The organism is Vibrio sinus, assembly GCF_023634645.1.
In the GTDB taxonomy this organism is placed as follows: domain Bacteria; phylum Pseudomonadota; class Gammaproteobacteria; order Enterobacterales; family Vibrionaceae; genus Vibrio; species Vibrio sinus.
Map to the genome: position 1 here is coordinate 39,986 of NZ_JAMKMR010000013.1, position 23,696 is coordinate 63,681.

A 23,696-nucleotide genomic window follows, 5' to 3' on the forward strand; every position below is an offset into this window, starting at 1 on the left:
TTAATTTCATTTCAATGCGTTAAACTGATTTCGCCGTAAGATTAATTGATCGATTCGAGCGTCGTAACGGGCTTGAGATAAGCTGCCCAACTTAGCAATTTTACTCGCTTCGGTGTAGCGCTGTATCGCTTTATCCCAATTCGCTCTAAGTGCTAACAACTCGCCTTGCGCGGCAAGCTCTTCAGCCCTATGTCCTGCTTTGCCATTTGATTCAGATAAAAGTTGCCAGCCGACCACATCTTCGGGGTTGTCATGGGTATAGCGTTGCAACAGCCGAATAGCAGGCTCAAACTTATCCTCTTGAATCAGTACATTGGCGTAGTTGATGGTAATAACTTTGTTGTTCGGCTTAACCTTTAAGGCTTTTTCTAGCATTTTCTGTGCTTTATCTGCTTGTTTCAACGCGAGATAAGTGTCAGACAAAGCATCGAGATAAAAGTCGTTGGTGGGATCTTCTAGATACAGTTTATCTAGAATCTTCTCCGCTTCTTTAGGTTGACGGTTATCGAGATACAGCAGTGCGTGGCCATATTGAAATGCAGGTTTGAGAACGGCTGGGGCCTTTTTCTCATTTCTATTTATCCAACCTTGTGCCGCATCATTGTCCATATTGACGTAACGGACAATGACTCTCACTCTGGCTAGATAATAGGCCAGAGAAGGTTTGACTTTGTGCAAAGGATATCGATACGCTCGTATACGTGTATCGGTAATCCGTTCATCGGGTAATGGGTGGGTAAGGAGCATCGGCGGCGGTTTGCTAGCATAACGGTATTCATCGGCTAATCGACCGAAAAAGCGAGGCATAGCTCTAACATTGAAGCCTGCTCTTTCCAACGTCGCCAGACCAAATCTATCGGCTTCAATTTCATTGCTACGAGTGTAGTTTATTTGACTTTGCATACTACCAGCAGTCGTTGCAGTAATGGCAGCAACTCCCGCCTGGGGAGCGGCAATGGCAAGCAGTAACGAGCCTGCTAATGCCGCAACTGTAGCTGGTGTCCGCCGAGCTCGTTCTTCCATGCTCCTAGCAAGGTGTCGCTGGGTAACATGAGCAATTTCGTGCGCCATAACCGAAGCAAGCTCACTTTCGGTATTGGCATCGAGAAAGAGTCCAGTGTGTAAGGCAACATGCCCGCCGAAAAAGGCAAACGCATTAATGCTTTGATCTTGAATAAGAAAAAAAGTAAACGGCGTTTTTACGTCATCGGCATTGGCAACCAACCGGTGACCTAAACTATTGATAAACTCACTGAGTACCGGATCATTAATGATGGGTTTACTGGCTCTGAGTATCCTCATATAGGCATCACCGTAGATTTTCTCTTGATCTATGGTAAGAGTTCCGGCCGCTGCCGTGCCAATATCGGGCAGTTGTTGATCGTGAGCAATTGAGTAGCTAGGCAACCCTACGGCAGTAACAACACTAAGGTAAACGAGATAACGCCAGCGTTTGAACATATTGCTTGATTCTACTCCATGTAATCTAAACGTATGGACAGTGCAAACAGACAGAGGTTCTGATATTTTTGCGAAAAATCTATCTGGGGTGTATTGGCAGCAAGTCTTCGCTCTGTCCAACAATTTATGCGGTGCTTGCTGGTCTGTAACAGAAAAGTCGATACAATATACCCGGTACAGCACTAAGAACATACGTTACACGGGTATTTACCTTATATAATAAACGTCGAAAAAAAGAATGGAACCCCAATTACTCGATTTGAGAGAGGAGCGATGCCCGAGAGCTTTGCTGCTTGCAAAACGACATGTCATGACATTGTCCCAGGATGAAGTTGCTAAGATATATGTTATTGAGCATGGCTCTCTGAAAGACATCGAAAGATATTTGCAATCGTCAGGTTACGACTATCAAAAAGTAGCGTTTGACGACTACTGGTCTATTGAAAATATTGCTAGGCCGTGCCCTAAAGTTTAAAACGGAAGATAAAGGGAATTTTGTTACATGTTTGAAATGGTTGTTCGCTGGTACAAACGGCGATTTTCTGATCCCCACGCGGTGAGTCTTGTTGCGATCCTTTTATTTGGTTTTATTACCATCTATTTTTTTGGCGATTTAATTGCGCCTCTTCTCGTGGCCATTGTACTTGCTTACCTGTTGGAGTGGCCTGTTGCTAAACTATGTCGCTGTGGCGTTAATCGAACCCTTGCGGTTGTGGTTGTTATCCTGACCTTTACTGGAGTGATGTTCCTTGCAGTGCTTATTGTTGTGCCAACAATCTGGCAGCAAGTGGGCAACCTGATTAATGACATTCCCAATATGTATTCAGCTACCCAACATTTTATCGCAGCAATCCCTGAACGTTACCCTGATTTAGCCGATCTCAAAATCGTTGAAACAGTGATGACCAATGTGAAAAACCAAGTTATCGGGGCTGGTGAAAGTGTCGTAAAAGGTTCGGTTGCTTCATTAGTGAGCATCGCAACGTTAGCCATATATTTGATACTGGTTCCTTTATTGGTTTTTTTCTTACTGAAAGATAAAGATGAAATGATTTCAATGGCCAGCGGTTTGTTACCTCGAAATCGTAAGTTAGCGAATAAAGTGTGGATCGAAATGAATGAGCAGATCACCAACTATATTCGTGGTAAAGCATTGGAAATTCTTATTGTTGGTGGCGTAAGTTATGTCACCTTTATCGTCCTTGATTTACGTTACTCAGCGTTGCTTGCGGTGGCGGTCGGCGTTTCGGTGCTTATCCCCTATATTGGCGCGGCAGCGGTGACTTTGCCCGTTGCTATCGTTGGCCTTTCCCAGTGGGGGCTCACCCCACCATTTTATTGGTTATTGGTTGCCTACGGAATTGTGCAAGCGTTGGATGGTAATGTGTTAGTGCCGATACTGTTCTCTGAAGCTGTGAATTTGCATCCTGTGGCCATCATTGTCGCCGTGCTGGTATTTGGTGGTCTATGGGGCTTCTGGGGGGTCTTTTTTGCTATTCCTTTGGCCACTTTAGTGAAAGCGGTTTGGAATGCGTTGCCAAGTCACGAAGAAGAAGAGATCAGCTAGAATTTGCGATCGCGCTTAAAAGGCTCTTTCATTTAGAAAGAGCTTTTTTATATCCGCACTATACTGTTCAATAAGCCATCGTCTCACTGGCGTATAAAGTTAGCGCGTTTCGATATTCATCTTTTGGTCAAGTTAATTGCATTTAACGGGCAGAAAACGCTTAACTTTTATCTAAATAGGACGATAAAGGCTTTATAAAAAAGTCCGAGTTAAAGAGTCAAAGGATAGACACATGAAATTTAGCCAAAAAATCGTTGCCGCATCGGCTTTACTTCTTTTTGTTACGGTATCGCTGTTATCGTTACAGCAACAACGAACCGTTCGCGCTGAGGTTGAAGCCATCGTAGGCAGCAGTTTATTAGATATGATTCGAGGTGTGAAAAACACGGTGACGGCGGACATGAAAGATAAACGAGGATTGGCTCAATCCGTCGCAGAAATTATCGAGCTCAATCCTGAAGATCAACAATACGTGACACGTATTTTGGAATCACCCAACTTGAAACGAAGCTATATCACCACGGGTTTAGGCTACCAAAGTAATGGTAAGGTATTAGAAAACGACGACTCATGGAATCCCGGCTCCGATTATGATCCACGTGTTAGACCTTGGTATAAAGATGCACAATCGAGCAACAAATTGATTGTGACCGATCCGTATATTGATGCTTCAAGCAAGAAAGTAATCATTTCTATCGCTACACCAATTAAAAAATCTGGCAGCTTTATAGGTGGCATGTTCTTCGATGTTGATCTAACGGGATTAGCCGATGTGGTAAACAGTATCAACTTATTCAATGCGGGTTACTTGTTCATCATCACAGCCGATGGCACCACCATAGCTCACCCTGATGCTAAGTTTAATGGTCAGAATATTTCTAAGTACTTGCCTGGAGTATCAGTCAAGGAAGGCCCTCAGCAGGTAGATCTGGATGGAAAAGAGTTCTTAGTAGACTTGATAAAAGTACCGTCTGAGAACTGGTATGTGGGCGCTGCTGTAGACGAGTCCATTGCGTTTGCCGCGATCAAGGATTTGCGCAACAGTTCAATTATTTACGTGATCATAGGGGTAATTTTAAGTGTCACCATACTGACCTATCTTATCAAGTACTTAATGCGTCCGTTGGGTGAGCTTAATCGTGCCATTAAAGATGTGGCGTCAGGACATGGTGATTTGACCCAGCGTTTAGACACCAATACCGATGAAGAATTTGCAGAACTGGCGAGAGGGTTTAATACCTTCACCGAAACGCTGCAGCAGCAGATCACTCAATGCAAAGCGATTGGCTCGGAAATTATGCACAGTGCGGACACAACAGTAAGAGGAGCCGAAGAGTCCTCTGAGGCAATGCGCAGCCAACTTTATGAACTCGAGCAGCTTGCCACTGCGATGAACGAGATGGCGGCTACCGCGACAGAAGTGGCCAATAATGCCCAAGGTGCAGCGAGCGCGGCGCAAAACGCAGATAACGCAACAGAAGATGGCTCTCGAGTTGTCGGTGAAACGACGACTTCCATTGACAATCTTTCAGCTCGAATCGATCAAGCGGTCGAAGAGGTACAAGGTTTAGAAACGGCGACTGCCAATATTGAAACCATTCTTAAAGTCATCAATGATATTGCCGATCAAACCAACTTGTTAGCACTGAATGCTGCGATAGAGGCGGCGAGGGCTGGTGAGTCCGGGCGAGGCTTTGCGGTTGTTGCCGATGAAGTAAGAACACTTGCGCAAAGGACCCAAGAGTCGACCACTGAAATTCGTAGCATGATCGAGCAGCTGCAAGCTGGTGCGAGCGCGGTATCGGCTGCCATGGATGAGAGTAAAAATACCGCGGTAGAAGCGGTCGATAAAGCGCAGTTAGCCAACACGGCCCTTAGCCAAATTCGAGATGCCATTCAGCAGATTACTGACATGAACTTGCAAATTGCTTCTGCAGCAGAAGAGCAAAGCTTGGTGGCAGAAGAAATTAATAGCAACACCGTGAAAATAAAAGACCTATCGACCCAAGTGGCTGAGTCTGCTGATGGATCCAACTTGGCGATGCAAGCGCAGCGAGAAAATGTGCAAGAGCAAGGCGCGATATTAAATCAGTTTATCGTTTAGCACGCCCTAATCACAAGGCCCCTATAGTGTTGCTATAGGGGCCTTATCTATTTTTCTGAAGCGCGCATCTTGAAGAAATTTTCAATACAAGACTCGCACTTGTTTGCCATCATGGTTTTTGCATAATAGGGGGCATTAAAAAGATTAAAGAGTGACAAGCAATGAACCCTGAATCTCCTTGGTTGGATTGGGCAATACAAATTCAGTCTATAGCGAAAGCTGGCGAAATTTATAGTAAAGATAAATACGATAAAGAGAGGTTTGAGCAATTAACCTCGATAGCCAATCAAATGTTGGCGTTTTTAGGTGATACGCCAGTTGCGGCAATTGAGAAAATTTTCATTCCTGAAACGGGCCACCCCACACCCAAAGTGGACTTGCGTGCAGGTATAGTAAAAGACAACCAAATTTTACTCATTCAAGAGAACGAAGAAGGAGGCTGGAGTATACCTGGCGGTTGGGGAGATATCGGCATGACGCCTTCTGAAGGCATCACACACCGCGTGTTAGCTCAAACCGGACTCAAGGTAGAAAATCCGAAACTCATTTGTGTTAGAGACCGATCCGCTCACCCATACCAACCTAAATTCCCTTTTCATGTTTATAAGCTTTATTTTGTGTTTGACTCGGTTTCTGAGCAGCCAGTTCAAGATGCGACTGTACCGGGTATGGAATTTTTCTCATTCGATGATTTGCCACCGCTAGCGCCAAATCGAGTGCTACCAGATGACATAGAGCTCATTGCCCATCACTTTAGATCAGGAGACAAGGGGATAGCGGTAGACTGATATCAGCGATCTGGATGAGTTGTCTCTAGCAGTTTTATGCATTTCAAAGTTCTGTATCATTAGCTTTATGAATTAAGATCATGAATTGTATCTTTTAAATCATATTTAACAAATATGAAACATGTCTGGTTTAATTTTTAGCCAGACATGTAACTTAAGGAAGATAACATGAGTCTTAAGCTGTGGACGATTCTGCTCGTTTCTTTCATCGCTGCACCTGTGATGGCAGATACAGATGTATACTTGACCAACAATTCCGCTCAGCCACTCATCATACAGGTGAGCCATGACGGCTCTGACACATTGGAGTATGGCAAAGAGTGGCAGCAACACACCGAGACACTTGGCCCGTGGGAAACGAAATTGGTGCTGAGTTTTAATCGTTGGGAAGGCGTCAAGTCTGGGCAAACATACAGATTTAACACGGTCGTTTCCAATCCTGATGGAGAAAGTGTTGAACTTAGCCAAGTAATGGAAGGCCACTGGTACAACTCTACCATCCAATACGGTGTGTCTTCTGTCGATGTACCACTTGCTTTACAAGATGATCGAGAAATCCACCGCTTTAACACCTCCGCATTTGCTGAGCGTCAAACTGAGCTGAGCTTTAAGTCTTCTAAAACGGCTCGCTATGATGATCTCCACTATACGATTACACCAGAAAAAACGCTAGAGACAGTAGAGCCGGACGAAAATACGTTAAAGATCATGACGTATAACATATGGGCATTACCCGTCATCGCTTCCTATATCGGAGAGCGATTCGACATTATTCCTGATTTTGTTTCGGGGTATGACGTATTAGCCTTGCAAGAAGTGTTTGCCAGTGGCCGCAGTGAGTTTTTGCGGGAGTTAGCGAAAGAATACCCTTATCAAACGGAGATGTTGGATAAGCAAGGGGCGAACATATACGATGGTGGTGTCATCATTGTCAGTCGCTACCCAATTGTTAAGCAGGCCCAGTACGTATTTCCAGATTGTACCGGAACAGATTGCTTTGCCGATAAGGGGGTTAACTATGCGGAAGTGATAAAAGGAGGCAAGGCCTATCATGTTTTTGCGACACATACTGCCTCTTCCGACACAGATAAAGCCAGAGAATACCGTCAGCGTCAGTTCAGACAAATTCGAGCTTTGGCTACATCACTAGAAATCCCTGAGCATGAAACGGTTGTGTACAGCGGCGATTTTAATGTCAATAAGCGAAAATTTCCGGTGGACTATCAGCATATGATGGAAAACCTAAGAGCAATAGAGCCAAGTTATTCGGGATATACGGAATCTACGTTTGATCCTCGCATCAATGACTTTGCCGGTACAGCCACACCAGATGGAGAGGGTATCGAATACCTCGACTACGTGATGGTCAGCAGCGAATATGCCGTTAAATCACACAATAACAATCGTGTTGACGTCCCTCGTACTACCGATGAGAGGCTTTGGAAACGTTACAATTTGTCTGATCATTTTCCCGTTAGTGCAGTGATTAAGTGATGAACTACCGCTTTGTTCTAGGTGGGCTCACTGTCATCGTGGGTATCTATCTGTGGTTAGAAAAGGAAGTGCGGGTTGAGCCTTCGGTTAGTGCGAAGGCACAAAAGGTGACGTCATTCACCAAGGAGGTGAGTAGGCCGTTAGGGAGTCCGCCCATTGATGCAAGTGGTGCTGTTTCAGAGAGGGGGTCGACATCGTTATCAATGTCCCGATTAAATCACATTCAAGGCCGAGAGCTAGTCATGGCTTTGGAGAGCTTTTGGCAAGAATGTCAGCGCCTAAGTGACTGTGCCGATAAATTAACGACTCTAGAGCCCCAGTTAGCCGACTCTCGATACCAACTTTTCTTACGCTACCCCAGTCTAATCAGAGAATGGCAACAAGTGTGGGGAGACACTGAACTTAACAAATTTTCTTCTCTATCGGATAAGGTGGCAGAGTTTAAACGCTTGGCGGCTCTGGTTTGGGGAGAGTTTGCAGAGCAGATTTTTGCTGACGAACTTACCTTCTATGATTTTAGTCTCGGGCTGCAAAACGTTTCTAATGGCCCCGCAGAAGATTTTGCTGAAGGTTATCAAGCGTATTTAGATAAATGGCAGAATGAGGAGGTAACATTAGAGCTGCAAAATAATAGCGCAAAATATGACAAGGGGGTGAGCCTGATTCCTGACACCTATTCATTTGAGCAAGTGCAAGTGATAAAACATCAATTGGCTCAGCAGTATCTTTCTGCTCAAGAGATCCAGTCCATTGCTAGCCGAGAACGGCAGATAGTCGAGCAAGATACCCAGGTTAACCAATACCAAATCAAGCTGTCAGAGTTACAGACATCTCTTGAGCAGCAAAGACTTAGCACAAGGTTGTCGGACACTGAATGGCAAACTTACGCTGAGCAACAAATCAGCCAATTTCGTCGAGACTATTTCACTTTTCAATAGGCAAAGCTTCAGTTATGTCGTAGACTTACTTGGTCAATTTACTGCTAGTTAGGAGGAATTTCATGATTGTAGTAAACCTAACCGGGCATCTAATCTAAACATTAGACTTCTCAGCCCGGATTTTAAGCCGGGGTCATAGGCCCCAAATTGTTATTAACGATTTTGTTAAGGGTCTGCTATGAGTAATTCATACTCGTTAGCCAATTTAGGTTGGCATCCTTTTTTTCAGCAACAGCTATCGCTTCAAGAATGGGAAGAAAATTTCCCTGCTCGGGTTATCGAACAACACAAATCTATGGTGACCATAGCAGGAGATAACTCGATTCATCATCTAGATTTACATCACCATATGCCTGAGTTGGTTGTGGGCGATTGGATGTTAGTTGATGAGAATCGGGCCTTTGTAAGGCTTTTAGAGCGAAAGTCTTGTTTTCGCCGTAAAGCGCCAGGGAGCAAAGTACAATACCAGCTAATTTCAGCCAATGTTGATAGTGCCTTTATTGTTTGTTCAATGAATGAAAACTTCAGCTTAAACAGGGTTGAACGGTATCTGGCTTTGGTCAATGAAGCTGGTGTCGAGCCTGTTGTCGTCTTAAGCAAGAGTGATTTGGTTGAGGCTCCTGAGGAATATATTGCTAAAGTGCAAAGCTTGGATCCATTGTTATGTGTTGAGGGAGTAAATGGCCTCGATTCAGAAAACTTGGATAACTTGAAGCTCTGGACGAAAACCGGTAATACGGTTGCCGTTTTAGGCTCCTCTGGTGTTGGCAAATCTACGCTTGTGAATGCATTACTTGGTCTAGATGTGCAAGATACAGGTGAGGTGCGAGCAGGAGATGACAAAGGGCGTCACACCACAACAGGTCGCTCATTGCACGTTTTCCCGTCCGGTGGATTAATTCTAGATACGCCTGGAATGCGTGAGCTTCAGCTTTCTGATTGTAAGGAAGGCATTTCTGCTACCTTTAAAGATATTGAGCAGCTCAGTGAGCATTGCCGTTTCGCCAATTGTCAGCATTCATCTGAACCGGGCTGCGCGGTACAGGACGCTGTTGATGATGGGCGTCTTGAGCAAAGGCGACTAGATAGCTATTTTAAATTACTAAGAGAACAAGCCAATAACTCTGCAAGTTTTGCGGAGAAACGGGCTAAATATAAAGCTCAGAGTAAATTTTACAAACGTACTCAACATGATGCTCAACGGTTAAAAGGGCGTTTCTAAGCTTTATCTTAATCTTGTAAATAGAAAGCCAGTTAGAGTCTATGGACTTTAACTGGCTTTAGTGTTGAACGAGAGTAAGTTAAGCAAATAACTGCTTGGCATAGCGCGCTAAGCCTGCGGTGACTGAGCCAAAGTAATCTCCAGATACGATAGGCACCCCCGGCAGTTCAGCTTCAATGAGCGCGCGTAATATTGGCGAGCGAGCGCTACCGCCCGTTACATAGATAATATCTGGCTTGTCGTTGGCATCACTTAACGTACTGCGAATTAAGTGAACAATTTTGTCGACTGGATTGCTGATCGCGCTTTCTAGCTGTTGTTGGCTAAGCTCAAACTCGATAACTTGCTCTCCTAGCGCTAATGTAGCCGCTAGCTCTTTATTATCTGACATGGCAACTTTAGCTTCTTCAGCACGCCTAACTATTTGATAGCCTAATGTTTGCTCATGAACAAGTAACAACCGCTCTAACATCTCGGGATGCTCAGCCTCGCTTTTCAGTTGCTCTAGCACTTTTCGGTTACTGGCCATATAAAAATCGGTTTGCGCGGCAATATTGTTTATTGCAATCGGGTTCCAAAACTGAACTTGTGGCATGTAGATGCCGTTGTGTGTTCTGGAGCCTCGACCTAATTTTGGCATAAACTGTTCAAATGCCAGGTAGATGTCGAGGTCATTGCCTCCAACACGATAACCGCTGTGGCCTAAGAGGCTGTTTTTCCGGTCTGCTTGTGTCTTGTAGCTTGGGCCCATTCTCATCAATGAGCAATCCGTTGTTCCACCACCAATATCAACCACCAAAACGGTTTTGTCTGCGGTTAATTGGCTTTCATAATCTAAACCTGCGGCAACGGGCTCAAACTGAAACGCAATATCAACGAAGCCCGCTCGTTTAGCCGCATTGGCTAGAATCGCTTCAGCTTGTTGGTTGGCTTTTTCTCCACCTAATCCTTGAAAGTTAACGGGTCGGCCAATAACGGTTTGCATGATGTCTTTTTGTAAACACGACTCAGCGCGTCGTTTAATGTTAACCATCATGGCGCAAACGAGATCTTCAAAGAAGCGTATTTGCAGATCTCTTAGGCCATTTGCGCCTAAAAAGGATTTTGGTGATTTGATGTAGTAAACATATTCCGGATCGTCGAGATATCTCTCCAGCGCCGCTTGACCAAATATTAGATCATCTTGTGCTAACTCCATGCCTTCATGCCGATTGGCAACAATGGCACTACGTAGAAGCTGTTCACCTAACGAGTCTGAGGGAGAAACACTAAAGAATCGATACAGATACTCGCTTACCGACTCACGTGTCGGTGCGCATAAAGTGGAAGGAATGAAAAAGTTATCGCCTTCCAGTGGCACCATGGTTGGCGTATTCCCTTGCATGGTAGCAACCGAGCAGCTTGCAGTTCCATAGTCGAATCCAATATACATTACTCACCTATCTCACTGAAAAATGGGGGGAGGTATTCTAATGAAATCCTACTTATTAGCAAGTAAATAACCCTCATAGCACAGGCTCTAGTTGACGACGTTTTGTGGTGAGCCCACGAGGAATGATTGAATATTATGGGCCACAATCTGTGTAATTCGTTGGCGAGCATCAAGTGTTGCCCAAGCAATATGAGGAGTAATAAAGCAGTTTCTGGCTTGTAGTAAAGGGTTGTCCGCCTCAGCAGGTTCTTTCCACAGTGAGTCTAATCCTGCACCTGCAATGTGCTCAGAGTTGAGTGCGTGAGCTAAATCTTGCTCATTGACCAGTTGGCCGCGAGCGGTATTGATTAGCCAAGCCGTTTTTTTCATTTTGGAAAGCGTTTCTACGTTGATAAGATTTTCAGTCGTGGCTAAAGCAGGACAGTGCAACGAAACAATATCCGATTGCTCAAGTAGGCTGTCTAGATCTACCGCTTGATGTGGATAGCTAGGAGCTTGTTTTGAAAAGTGATTGAGCGCTAGTACTTTCATTCGAAATGCATGGGCTATTTCTCCCACACGCTGACCTATGGCACCAAAACCTATGATGCCGATGGTTTTACCTGCCAGCTCTATTTGCGGGTTTAACCAGTACGTCCAATCGTTGTTTTGCGTCCAACCAAGTTTGCTTTTTACATCTTCGCTGTTTAATGACACATTGCGTGCCAGCTGAAAAATGTGTGCAAACACCATCTCGGCAACGGTATCTGTTCCGTAAGCGGGCACATTTTGTACCACAATGCCCTTTTGTTTTGCGTACGCAATATCGACGACGTTGTAGCCTGTAGCCAGTACAGCGATGCATTCTAGGTCTGGGCATGCGTTGATAATGTCTTGAGTGATCGGCGTTTTGTTAGTGAGTAGAATTTGGGCAGATTTGGCCCTGTCGATAATTTGGTCAACTCCGTCTGTGGAGCGATCATAGCAGGAAAAATGTCCTAGGCTGGCTATGGGCTCCCAAGAGTTATCGCCAGGGTTTAATGTGTATCCATCTAAGCAAACTATGGATTTCATCTCATTTCCTTATGTTGGTGCACAATTGAAGGTTGGAGTTAGATGTAATCACAGCGAGAATAATTGTAAAGCGATTTAAGTAGATAAAAGTTAAAACAAAGACATGAAAATAGTGATAGCTCCTGATTCTTTCAAAGAGTCTCTTAGTGCCAAGCTGGTATGTGATTGCGTTGAGAAAGGGTTCAAACAAGTCTTGCCCAAGGCTGATTATATTCACCTTCCATTAGCCGATGGTGGAGAGGGTACAGTCGATGTAATTTTACAAAACCTTGCTGGTAGCCGCCAAAGAGAGCAGGTGGCAGGGCCGCTTGGTCATCCACTTGATGCGAGCTGGGCACTGATCGATGATGGCAATACTGCTGTTATCGAGTTAGCGGCCGCGTCAGGGTTAGACTTAGTTCCGCACAAGCAAAGAAACCCAGAGTTGACCAGTAGTTATGGGACAGGGCAACTAATTAAAGCGGCTCTTGATTTGGGTGTGCAAAAAATAATAATAGGGCTGGGGGGGAGTGCGACCAACGACGGAGGATCGGGCATCGTTCAAGCGCTTGGCGGTCAGCTGCTTGATGAAGCGGGTAACGAGCTAAAGCCTGGCGGAGCAGAGCTATCTCGTATCAGTTCTATTAATCTGACCAACCTGCATTCGCGCTGCCATGAGGTGGAAGTTGTCTTAGCGTGTGACGTCACGAATCCGTTGACTGGACATAACGGAGCGAGCTTTATATTTGGACCACAAAAAGGCGCTTCAAAGAAGCAAGTGGAGCGTTTAGATCTTGCGCTGCAGCGCTTTTCCAAGGTTGCTCAACAGCAAACCGGTAAAGACTATAGCCAGACAACGGGATTTGGTGCTGCAGGCGGAGCGCCATTGGGACTGTCGTTGTTGTTTGATATTCGAATAGAATCGGGGATTGAAATGGTTCTCGATCTATTACATGTGGACACTGTCCTAGCTCAGGCAGACTTGCTGATAACAGGAGAGGGACGGATGGATAATCAAACCCTAAATGGTAAGACGCCTATTGGCATTGCGCGCAGAGCGAACGCAAAGAAAATTCCAGTCATCGCTATTGCCGGATCGCTGGGAGAAAATATTGATACATTATATGGCTCGATGAATGCGGTGTTTGGTAGTGTACGTGCTGCTCAGGATATCAAGCAGGTACTTGAAGAGGCAGAAGCTAATGTGATAAGAGCATCTCGCAACATTGCTGCGAATTTAGTGTTAGGGCACCAGCTAGGGAGTCGACTCCCATGAGCCCAATTTTGGACAAAAGTGACCTAGTAATCGAGTTAAACTCTCATTTAATTGCGCATGTAAAGGTGTTTCATACACTTATTGGCGCAATAAAATGTAATAACTTGCTTTTTTATGCGCAATAAAGTGTAATCATAGACACTGTTTACTGAAAATGAGTCGTCCATGCAACGATTGCTTTTAGAAAAGCTCTTAGACTGGAAAGCAAAAAAACAGCGAAAACCTTTGCTGATTGATGGAGCGCGCCAGACAGGGAAAACATATTTACTGCAATCTTTGCTAGGTGATACTTTTGGGAAAGTGCTCCGAGTCGATTTTTTGGAATCGCCACAAATGTCTGAGGCTTTCGAAGGTTCACTATCGCCAGAAGATATTCTTTCTAATCTAGAGTTGTTGACGGGCGAACTTTTTAACCCTGCTACTGATTTATTGATATTGGATGAGATTGGTGAGTGTTCAAAAGCGGTGGCATCATTAAAGTACTTTGCTGAAAAAGCACCGCATTTTTTTGTGGCGGCAAGTGGCTCGAACATTGGTTTACTCAATTCATTTCCAGTAGGAAAAGTGGAGCAGCACTACTTACGCCCTCTTACATTTCGTGAATTTCTCATGGCTGCAAATGAAGTACCACTCATAAAAGCTTTTAATGCTCAGGTCAACTCGGCAGCAGCGCACAGCAAACTGTTTGAAAGGCTCACAGATTACTATTTTACTGGTGGTATGCCCGAAGCCGTTAGCACTTGGTACAGCCTAGCTGATAGCAGTATTGTAGAGCGTGTCCAAGCTGTGACGGCGATTCATCGCGATTTGGTCTTGGGCTATCAGCGTGACTTTGGCAAGTACTCGGGGAAAATGGACGCGGGATTGATCGAGGCTGTCTTTAACAGCGTACCCTCTCAGTTATCATCAGTACTGGATGAATCGGTAAAGCGCTTTAAATTTAAAGGTGTGTATGAGCGAAAATCACGATACGGCGATTTTGAGGGGGCCATTTCATGGTTGGATAAGTGCCGCTTGATTCTCAAAAACTACCCTATTGATGGAAGGCCTAAAAGTCCACTGGCCGCTTACCGTAAAGACAATATGGTGAAATTATTTTTGTTCGATGTTGGACTCTTAAACCATATGCTTGGGGTGAGTTATAAAGAAATTAAGCAGCAAGGCTACCAATACAAAGGGTTTGTTGCGGAGAACTTCGTTCAGCAAGAGTTGGCCGCGCAAGGAGTGGTTCCCACTTTTTCTTGGGGAGATGCTCGCGCTGAAATTGAATTTGTCGTATCGGATAGCAGTGGTAATGTGATTCCTATTGAAGTGAAGAGTGGTAAACGTACTAGAGCGAAATCTCTTCAATCATACATTACAAAATGTCAACCAATAAAAACAATCAAATTAACAGGGACCCAAGGCTCGTCTCCGTTAGAACAACGAGATCTCGTATTGCCACTTTATTATAGTGAGTATGTAGTCAGCCGATATTTAAAAACGTAATCGTTTCTCACTCGCTCAAGCACGGCGAGTCATCACAAAGGTATTGATAAATAGAAGGAAAGCATGCTAGATATTTTAATTACTCAGTTTGTACTACTTTGGGCTGTTATTGATCCCATAGGTTCGGTGCCCGTTTTCTTATCTCGAACCTCTCATTTAAATAAGAAGCAAAAACGTATTGTTGCTCTTGAAGCTGTGGGGATATCCGCCGCAATTTTAATTTTCTTTCTTGTGGCAGGGCAGTTTTTACTGGAAGCGATGCAGGTCCCTTTGCCTGCTTTTCAGGTTGCCGGTGGTCTCGTGTTGTTATTGTTTGCCCTAACGATGATTTTTGGTGAATCAAAACCCGATGTTGAAAAGAAACTGTGTGAGAAAGGGATGAATGACGTATGTCGTAGTCAGTTATCTCAGTTAGCGGTGTACCCTCTTGCAGTCCCTTCTATAGCAAGCCCCGGCGCGATGATGGCGGTTGTACTTTTAACTGACAATAATCGATACAGCTTTATCCATCAAATGATGTCAGGTGGCATCATGATGTTGGTTTTGCTGGTCACTCTTGCACTGTTACTTTGTGCAAACATGATTGATAAAATCATCGGTAACGTAGGGGCTATGATTATTAGTCGGGTGATGGGACTTATCCTAGCGTCAGTTGCGGTGACTAACCTTCTGGAAGGGATTGTGAAGTTCTATCAATCAATTTAGAGGTGCGCTTCGTTAAAGTTGAGGTGGCTAATTCTAGTCCATAAGGGGCAAGAATTAGCCTTCGGTTGTGGAGGGGTTATTGACTTTTCTCAATAAGCATCATTGTGAACAGCTTGAACAGCCCGCCCAGAGGGGTCGACACAGTTTTTGAAGGTTTCGTCCCACTCTATCGCTTTGGCAGATGAGCAAGCCACAGATGGGCCACCTGGTACACATTGTGCTGCGGACTCTAATGGAAAGAGCTCTTCAAAAATTTCACGATATACATAACCTTCTTTGGTAGTCGGCGTGTTATATGGGAAACGATATTTAGCGCTACTCATTTGTTGCTCGGAAACTTTAGCTTCAGCCACTTCTTTTAGCGTATCTATCCAGCTATAACCCACTCCGTCAGAGAATTGCTCTTTTTGCCGCCATGCAATGGCGTCAGGAAGGTAGTCTTCAAAGCATTCACGTAGAATGTGTTTTTCCATTTTGCCGTTTCCACACATCTTGTCTCTTGGGTTTAGGCGCATGGCCACGTCAATGAACTCTTTATCCAAGAAGGGTACTCGACCTTCCACGCCCCAAGCGGCCAGTGATTTATTAGCCCTTGCACAGTCAAACATGTTCAATGCCAACAGCTTACGTACCGTTTCTTCATGAAATTCTTTTGCGTTTGGTGCCTTGTGAAAATACAGGTATCCGCCAAAAATCTCATCAGCTCCCTCTCCAGATAACACCATTTTTATGCCCATGGCTTTAATTTTTCGACCCATCAGAAACATAGGCGTTGAAGCACGTATCGTGGTGACATCATAGGTTTCAATATGGTAGATAACATCACGAATAGCGTCCAAACCTTCTTGTATGGTATAGGTCATCTCGTGGTGCACAGTACCAATTTTCTCAGCGACTTCCCGTGCCGCTTTTAAATCTGGCGCGCCCTCTAGGCCGATAGCAAAGGAGTGGAGTTGTGGCCACCAAGCTGCAGATTGTTCGTTGTCTTCTATGCGCATAGCGGCAAATTTTTTCGCCACCGCTGAAGTAATAGAAGAATCTAGCCCGCCAGATAGCAGGACACCATAGGGTACGTCCGTCATTAATTGGCGTTTCACTGCGGCTTCTAATGCTTCTGTAAGCTCTTGTTTACTCGTTGTGTTGTTTTCTACTTCAGCGTAGCTGTTCCAGTCGCGTAGATAGTAACGCTGCGGCTCACTATCGCCAGAGGCGTAGTGGCATCCCGGTGGAAATTCACTGATGGTTTTGCACACTGGCACCAAGGCTTTCATTTCGGAGGCAACGTAATAGTTACCGTGTTCATCATAACCCTGATACAGAGGGATGATGCCTATATGGTCCCGGCCAACCAGGTATTGATCTTTACTTTCGTCGTAAAGAACGAAAGCAAAAATTCCGTTGAGCTCTTCTAAAAGATCAGCGCCTAAGTCTTGGTAAAGGGCCAAAATCACTTCACAATCAGAATCGGTTTGAAAATCGTACTTATCTTGATATTTTTCACGTATCTCTTGGTGGTTATAAATCTCGCCATTGACCGCAAGGATCAAGTTTTTATCTGAGTTATAAAGAGGTTGAGCTCCACTATTTAAGCCGACAATAGCCAGTCTTTCATGTGCCAGAATAGCGCGATCTGATGCATAAATACCTGACCAATCAGGACCGCGGTGGCGAAGTTTTTTCGACATTTCTAAGGCGATAGGCCTTAGTGTTTTCGCGTCACTCTTAATATCTAGAATCCCAAAAACCGAACACATGCTCATTCCTCTCTACTTCAATTCTGTTTGATATGCTCAAGTTACCGTTGAGTTAAAAAAAATCAAGTAATGATGGCGAAATTAAAACTAAATTGCCTACGTTTGTTGAAATTTTTTAATAAATACCAATTTTAATAAATTTTTTCTAATATAAGGCCGTTTGGTATTCGTTTTCTGTACATTTAATGACTAGGGTGACGACACTTTATGAAAGTTGGGTTTGAGTTTTTCGTACACGTGTTGTGCAAAACCACTGCCTGCTTCGTGATAGATGTTAAATGCGGCGTCCGCACCACTTTCAAGTAATGTATCGATTTGATCGCTATACGCTGCGATAGCGGCGATCTGGCCACTAAAACCATTTTTTTGTAGTTGCTCAAGCGCTGCTTGATTACCTTGATGGTGTGGCATCGCGAGTAGAATGAGTTTGACTTTCGAGGTATCAAGAATCCGTTCCCAAAAATCTGGGTCGGTTGCATCGCCAGCAATGACATTGCGGCTCTGATGCTGATGTTGCTCCGCTGTACTGTCGTTAATGTCTACCCCTAGCGCAATATTTCCAAACCGAGAGGTAAGTTCATCGTAGGCACCAGTTCCAATCCGACCCATACCGAAAATTAGCACTTGGGCTTCCCCGGGATGGATGAGTTGGTCCTTTTTGTTTAGAGATTCTGCTTTGTGCTCTTTTAAGTGGTTGGCGACTTTTCGGTAGAGGCTGTGTGCTTTTCGGTTAAATGGAGAAGCAATCACAAAAGAGATAGAGACTGCAATGGCAATTGACACCATCACATCATTGTTAATCCAGTTCATTTGATAGGCGAGTGCGCCAACGATGAGTCCAAACTCACTAAAATTAAACAGGGCTAGGCTAGTAAACAGTGATGTTCGCACCCTAAATTTAAATTTATGCAAAACCCAAAAGTAGAGAACGCCTTTTATCGGCAGCAGCAGTAAGAAAAGAATTGCTAGTGATACGCCGACCAAGGTGGGTTGTGCTTGAAGACCGATGTCTAAGAAGAAACAAACCAAAAACAGCTCTTTCAAATTGAAAAGCGATTTTGATAGCTCAGAGGCTTTCTTATGGCCTGCGAGCAGCATGCCTAAAATGAGTGCGCCTAGGTCAGGTTTCATGCCAACCAAGTGAAAAAGTCCAGCTCCCATGACTAACGCAAAGAAGATACCGAACAACACGAGCATCTCTCCATGGCCCACTTTATCAAGCAGCTTAAAAAAGAATGGTCTGAGCAGCGGCAGTGCAAAGAGAGCGATGGCATACCAATGGGGAAGTTGGCCCGTTGAGGCGGTAAGAAAGATAACGGCGAATATATCCTGCATGACAAGAATACCTATGGCAATCATGCCGTAGGTCGCGTTCATGTCCCCTTTATCTTGGATAGACTTCACAGCGAAAACAGTACTAGAAAAAGACAACGCAAAGCCTAAAAGCACGAGCTGCATGAAAGGTAATTGAGATAAAAATGAAACGCCAAGTACTTTTAATAGCAGAAGAAAGGCACTAAAAATCAGTGTAGAAAGTACATTATGTATGGTTGCACTGGCCCATATTTCTTTTGCTAGCAATACCTTAATGTCGAGTTTGAGGCCAATAGTAAACAGCAGTAAAGTAACACCCAGTTCAGAGAGTGTTTGAATGGTCTCATTGGTTTGAAAACCGTAATAGTGCAATACGAATCCCGCGAAGAGAAAACCTACGAGGGGAGGGAGGTGGCATCTAACGGCGATAAATCCCGCGACAAATACCGAGGAAATAAAAACTAATTCCATATCAAATTAAATCCCTTGTGCCAGTACAGACGTATCATTTTTTCGGTGCAGCTCAGTGCCCCAAAGCCGAAGTAATCTGGAAGTCGTTGATTCTGCCCGCATATGCTAGCACTGTTGGGCCATCTATGGGAGACATAGAGAGTAGATAAATCACCCAGTGGTAGAAATAGCAAGACCCACCCAGAGCTGGGTGGGGCGATGAGTTAGGTGTTAGCTTTCTAACAGTTTTTGTAGCAAAACGCCATTTAACATCGCGCGCTTAATCATAGCAAATGCGCCCATGGAAGGCTGGTGGTTGAGCTCAGAGGCGACAATAGGCAAATGGTTATGGAAGGTTTTGAGTGACTGGTTTTCTACGTTTCGCTGAATCGCCGGAAAAACAATGTCTTTGCACTGCGTGATGTCGCCCGCGATAATGATTTTCTGCGGGTTGAACAAATTCACCGTGATCGCAATGGCTTTACCAAGTTGATTACCAACTCGAATTAAACTTTGTCTGGCAAGCTCATCACCCTTATTTGCATGTGCGCAGACATCCTTGATGGTAATTTGTGGCAGGTCGCAAAGGCTCGATTCGTAGCCTTGAGCGACGAGCTGCCTGACTCGTTTGACGATTGCAGGGTTGGCAGCAATGGTTTCTAAGCAGCCAAAGTTCCCGCATTGACATTGTTCACCTAGGGGATCAATTTGGATATGGCCGATTTCACCAACATTTCGGTTATGCCCAAGAAATACCTGGCCGTTAACGATGATTCCTGAGCCCGTGCCACGATGGACACTGACTAAAATAGAATCTTGGCAGTCTTGGCTAGCACCAAAGTAATGCTCTGCGAGTGCCATCCCGCGAACGTCGTTACCGACAAAACACGGAACTTCAAATTGATTTTTAAGTAGCTTACCTAACTCCAGCTTCTCCACTTTGATGCCCGGCATGTAGTCAACGATACCGGTTTCAGGGTTCACCAAGCCAGGTAAGATGATGCCAATGGCGATCAGTTGTTTAATCGTGTACTTGTGGTTCTTCAGAAAATAGGAGGTTTGGTGAATAACCCCCTCTGTGAGCTCTTCTTGAGTGGTGTAGAAAAACTCGTTGTTCGTTGAAGCTAATTCACGACCCGCTAGGTCATACAAGCTAAATTGGATATAGTCGCGGCCCAAACGAATAGCGAGAGAATGAAAAGGCTCTACTTCGGTTTTTAACGAAATAGCGCGGCGGCCACCGGTAGAGGCTTGCTGCGCGACTTCTTTTATTAGCCCGCGTTCAAGCAGTTGGCGGGTTATTTTGGTGACACTAGCGGGTGCCAGCTGACTGATGTCAGCAACTTGAATTCTAGAAATAGGCCCTTGTTGATCGATCAGTCGATAAACTGCTGCACTATTGAGTTGCTTCACTAAGTCTACGTTACCAATTTGTCCGCCATTCATTCTTATATTTGCTCGTATTTCCCGTTAACTATTGCCGCTTGGATTTGATAACTGCTGTCAAACACGGTCAGGTTGGCCGTCATACCTTTTCGAATTCGCCCAAGAGAGTCTTGAACCCCAATTGCGGTTGCTGGATATAACGTTGCCATCCTAAGTGCTTCATCCAAAGCGATCCCAACATGCTCAACTGTATTTCTAACAGCTTCTATCATCGTTAGCGCTGAGCCGCCTAGTGTATCATTTTCGTCAACGCACATACCATTACGGTAATAGACTTTCTTACCGACAAAAATAAAATGGTCGATGTCGGCACCCGCAGGCGCGGTTGCGTCGGTCACGAGTACCAACTTTTCACCTTTTAGTTTATGGGCAATGCGAATATTAGCGTAATCCACATGGTGTCCATCTGCGATGATTCCAGCATAAACATCAGATGTGTCGTAAATAGCTCCGACAGCCCCCGGATCACGGCCAGTAATTGAGGTCATGGCATTGAATAGGTGAGTGGCAAAAGAAATCCCCGCTTCAAATCCTTTTCTAGCTTGAGCATAAGTCGCATTGGTGTGGCCGATGGATACCACAATGCCAGCGTTTTTTAATTGCTCAATATGGCGACTTTCATTGCATTCAGGAGCCAAGGTGACTTTTTTAATCACATCGGCGTTGTCACACAGATAGTTAACCCTTTGATCCGCTGGATGACGAATATAATCAAGACTGTGAATGCCATTTTTTTTGGGGTTCAAGTAAGGGCCTTCTAAATGGAGCCCGAGTGAGTGGTTTTTATATTGTTGTTGGTACTGACGGGTCACCTCAATAGCCTTGTTCATATCCTGATCGGATGTGGTAATTAAGGTGGGTAAAAAGCTTGTGCAACCTGAGCGTAAATTGGCTTGGTGCATGGTGTGGATAGTACCAATCGAAATATCATCATTGAACATGACGCCACCACAGCCGTTCAATTGCAAATCAATAAACCCTGGGCTCAGATTCGCACCTTCAAGGTCAATAGAGTTCATATCTTGAGGCACGTCAGCAGAAGCGCAGATGTCACTAATCATATCACCATCGATGATGACTGCATGTTCTCTGAGTACATCTCTGCCTGTGTAAATATTGCAGTTTGTTAGCGCGTACATTGCCAGCTAATCCTTAAAAAAATATCGGTTTAAAAAGTTAATTAGCACGATGAATTATTTGTCTAAGTTATTAATTTTATGGTGAAAGGCCAAGTATTTATGAGATCTTTACGGTAAAAACTAGCCAAGATATTACTCACTTTATCAGCTTAAACTTAACCATCAGCTTGATAATTTTTATTGTAAAATAAGTTTTGCTTTTCATCCAGAGTAAATCAATAGATTTATCATTTTTGAGTGACTTTTATCACATAAGTGAGGGGTTTGATTTGCGATACAAATTTATCGCCATACACTTATTTGGACTAAATTGAGGCATCAAAATAAGTGCTTCGGCCAACTATTAGAAAATCCTATGGGGGGAACTTGAGGTGAATATTCTCGGGTATGCGCAAAAATTAGGTAAAGCATTGATGCTTCCTATCGCAACATTACCAGTTGCAGCGCTTCTACTACGTTTGGGACAACCAGACTTGCTAAACATACCATTTATGGCAGATGCAGGTAGTGCAATATTTACCAACCTACCGTTACTATTCGGGTTGGGTATTGCCATTGGTCTATCCAAGGATGGAGCTGGTGCTGCTGGGCTTGCAGGTGCAGTGGCATATTTTGTACTAGTCGCAACAACTAAATCAATCAACAAAGATATCGACATGTCCTTCTTTGGCGGGATCATCGCCGGGATAATTGCAGGGCACAGCTACAACGCGTTCCATAAAACTCGTTTGCCCGAGTGGCTAGCCTTTTTTGCAGGTAAACGTTTGGTGCCTATCATGGCAGGTCTATTTGCATTAATTGCTGGTGCAATAGCGGGTGTTATTTGGCCAACAATACAAGACGGATTAAACGCGGCTGCTCATGGTATCGTGCACGCTGGATACGTAGGTGAATTTATCTATGGCGTCCTTAACCGAGCATTGATTCCAGTCGGGCTTCACTATGTATTGAACGCTTACATGTGGTTTGGGCAAGGCACTTGTCAGGAAATCATTACCGCACCGATTGGTGTTCTGCACAACGCTACCCAGTTGTGTGTTGACCCAGCCGTTGCTAAGCAATTAATTGTTGGTCAGGCGCATACATTCCACTTTGCTAATGCGGTAACACCTGAAATTACCACTGTGGTTGAGAAAGTGACTGACATTGTTAAAACAGGTGACTTGAACCGCTTCTTTGCAGGTGATAAGAGTGCTGGTGCCTTCATGACTGGATTCTTCCCAATCATGATGTTCGGTTTGCCAGGTGCTGTTTTAGCCATGTATGTGGCTGCGCCTAAGCATCGTCGCCCGCATGTTGCTGGCCTGTTTATCTCTGTTGCTTTGACCGCATTCGTCACTGGTATCACCGAGCCAACCGAATTCATGTTCATGTTCCTAGCGCCTGGCTTGTATGTTATTCATGCTATTTTGACCGGCTTGTCTTTGGTGGTGACGAATTACCTCGGCATTCTTGATGGGTTTGGCTTCTCTGCAGGTTTGATTGACTTTGTATTGAACTGGGGCCTGGCGACCAAGCCATTAGAGCTCATATTTGTTGGCTTGGCCTTTGGTGTTATCTATTTCGTTATCTTCTACTTCGCTATTCGCTTCTGGGATTTGAAAACGCCTGGACGAGAAGATGAAGACGACGAGGATGCCAATGGTGAAGAAAAAGGTGACGGTGAGTTAGCGCGCCAATATCTAAAAGCCCTGGGTGGTAAAGATAACTTAACTTCGATTGACGCTTGTATTACACGTCTTCGCCTTACTCTGAAAGACCGCTCTATTGTCAACGAGACTGTGCTTAAAAAGCTTGGTGCGAAGGGCGTGGTTAAGCTAGGTGAGAATAATTTGCAGGTCATCTTAGGCCCTCTAGCAGAAATCATTGCTGGCGAAATGAAAGCCATAGGCTCAGGTGATGATTTATCCGATGTAACCTTACCTCGTTAAGCCATCTCACTTTCCTATCTGTTATTCAGCCCCCATCTATTTATGGGGGCTTTTTTACGTCTTCATGTTAGAACTGAGTGCCTTTCATCCGTTTCGCATAAATAATTTTATTAATTCACCGAATCGTATTGTGTAACGCCCTAGAATCATGGATC

The 23,696-nt window shown here is 44.5% G+C and carries 18 protein-coding genes; 11 read left to right on the forward strand and 7 right to left on the reverse strand.

Annotation, left to right across the window (positions count from 1 at the left end):
- Positions 1-6: 6 nt before the first annotated feature.
- Positions 7-1,461, reverse strand: a complete 1,455-nt coding sequence (gene bepA / locus M9194_RS14065) for a beta-barrel assembly-enhancing protease (protein ID WP_250613315.1) — start codon at positions 1,459-1,461, stop codon at positions 7-9.
- Positions 1,462-1,699: 238 nt separating this feature from the next.
- Between bepA and M9194_RS14070 the strand changes: the two genes are divergently transcribed.
- The 7 genes from M9194_RS14070 (at position 1,700) to rsgA (ending at position 9,574) form a co-directional block, all read left to right on the forward strand.
- A complete protein-coding gene (locus tag M9194_RS14070) occupies positions 1,700-1,936 on the forward strand; it encodes a sulfurtransferase TusA family protein (RefSeq protein ID WP_250613316.1) in 237 nt (78 codons plus the stop codon).
- A gap of 27 nt (positions 1,937-1,963) precedes the next feature.
- The gene (locus M9194_RS14075; protein WP_250613317.1) at positions 1,964-3,028 is read left to right on the forward strand and encodes an AI-2E family transporter; all 1,065 of its coding nucleotides are present in this window, start codon (positions 1,964-1,966) and stop codon (positions 3,026-3,028) included.
- 232 nt (positions 3,029-3,260) lie between these two features.
- The gene (locus tag M9194_RS14080; RefSeq protein ID WP_250613318.1) at positions 3,261-5,132 is read left to right on the forward strand and encodes a methyl-accepting chemotaxis protein; all 1,872 of its coding nucleotides are present in this window, start codon (positions 3,261-3,263) and stop codon (positions 5,130-5,132) included.
- Positions 5,133-5,293: 161 nt separating this feature from the next.
- The gene (locus M9194_RS14085; protein ID WP_250613319.1) at positions 5,294-5,920 is read left to right on the forward strand and encodes an NUDIX hydrolase; all 627 of its coding nucleotides are present in this window, start codon (positions 5,294-5,296) and stop codon (positions 5,918-5,920) included.
- A gap of 168 nt (positions 5,921-6,088) precedes the next feature.
- On the forward strand, positions 6,089-7,414 hold the full coding sequence (locus tag M9194_RS14090) for a sphingomyelin phosphodiesterase (protein WP_250613320.1): 1,326 nt from the start codon (positions 6,089-6,091) through the stop codon (positions 7,412-7,414).
- Positions 7,411-8,352, forward strand: a complete 942-nt coding sequence (locus tag M9194_RS14095) for a chromosome segregation ATPase (RefSeq protein ID WP_250613321.1) — start codon at positions 7,411-7,413, stop codon at positions 8,350-8,352. Before M9194_RS14090 ends, M9194_RS14095 begins: the two co-directional genes overlap by 4 nt.
- Before the next feature lie 178 nt (positions 8,353-8,530).
- On the forward strand, positions 8,531-9,574 hold the full coding sequence (gene rsgA, locus M9194_RS14100; protein ID WP_250613322.1) for a ribosome small subunit-dependent GTPase A: 1,044 nt from the start codon (positions 8,531-8,533) through the stop codon (positions 9,572-9,574).
- Between the two features lie 79 nt (positions 9,575-9,653).
- Here rsgA and yegD read toward each other — a convergent pair whose 3' ends face one another.
- Positions 9,654-11,006, reverse strand: coding sequence for a molecular chaperone (gene yegD, locus M9194_RS14105; protein ID WP_250613323.1), 1,353 nt, complete (start codon positions 11,004-11,006; stop codon positions 9,654-9,656).
- 87 nt (positions 11,007-11,093) lie between these two features.
- On the reverse strand, positions 11,094-12,059 hold the full coding sequence (locus M9194_RS14110; RefSeq protein WP_250613324.1) for a D-2-hydroxyacid dehydrogenase: 966 nt from the start codon (positions 12,057-12,059) through the stop codon (positions 11,094-11,096).
- A gap of 103 nt (positions 12,060-12,162) precedes the next feature.
- Between M9194_RS14110 and M9194_RS14115 the strand changes: the two genes are divergently transcribed.
- The 3 genes from M9194_RS14115 (at position 12,163) to M9194_RS14125 (ending at position 15,507) form a co-directional block, all read left to right on the forward strand.
- Entirely contained in the window at positions 12,163-13,314 is a 1,152-nt protein-coding gene (locus M9194_RS14115; RefSeq protein ID WP_250613325.1) for a glycerate kinase, read from the forward strand.
- Positions 13,315-13,479: 165 nt separating this feature from the next.
- Entirely contained in the window at positions 13,480-14,802 is a 1,323-nt protein-coding gene (locus M9194_RS14120) for an ATP-binding protein (RefSeq protein WP_250613326.1), read from the forward strand.
- Between the two features lie 63 nt (positions 14,803-14,865).
- Entirely contained in the window at positions 14,866-15,507 is a 642-nt protein-coding gene (locus M9194_RS14125; protein ID WP_250613327.1) for a MarC family protein, read from the forward strand.
- A gap of 89 nt (positions 15,508-15,596) precedes the next feature.
- Here M9194_RS14125 and asnB read toward each other — a convergent pair whose 3' ends face one another.
- From asnB to nagA, 4 genes are all read right to left on the reverse strand, one after another.
- On the reverse strand, positions 15,597-17,261 hold the full coding sequence (gene asnB, locus M9194_RS14130; RefSeq protein WP_250613328.1) for an asparagine synthase B: 1,665 nt from the start codon (positions 17,259-17,261) through the stop codon (positions 15,597-15,599).
- A 189-nt stretch (positions 17,262-17,450) separates the two neighbouring features.
- Positions 17,451-19,046 (reverse strand): cation:proton antiporter family protein, encoded by a 1,596-nt coding sequence (locus tag M9194_RS14135; protein ID WP_250613329.1) that lies wholly within the window; start codon positions 19,044-19,046, stop codon positions 17,451-17,453.
- Between the two features lie 210 nt (positions 19,047-19,256).
- Entirely contained in the window at positions 19,257-20,471 is a 1,215-nt protein-coding gene (gene nagC / locus M9194_RS14140; protein WP_250613330.1) for a DNA-binding transcriptional regulator NagC, read from the reverse strand.
- 2 nt (positions 20,472-20,473) lie between these two features.
- Positions 20,474-21,610, reverse strand: coding sequence for an N-acetylglucosamine-6-phosphate deacetylase (gene nagA / locus M9194_RS14145; RefSeq protein WP_250613331.1), 1,137 nt, complete (start codon positions 21,608-21,610; stop codon positions 20,474-20,476).
- Between the two features lie 371 nt (positions 21,611-21,981).
- On the opposite strand from nagA, the gene nagE reads away from it, so the two are divergent.
- The gene (gene nagE, locus M9194_RS14150) at positions 21,982-23,541 is read left to right on the forward strand and encodes an N-acetylglucosamine-specific PTS transporter subunit IIBC (protein WP_250613332.1); all 1,560 of its coding nucleotides are present in this window, start codon (positions 21,982-21,984) and stop codon (positions 23,539-23,541) included.
- The last annotated feature ends 155 nt before the right edge of the window (positions 23,542-23,696 follow it).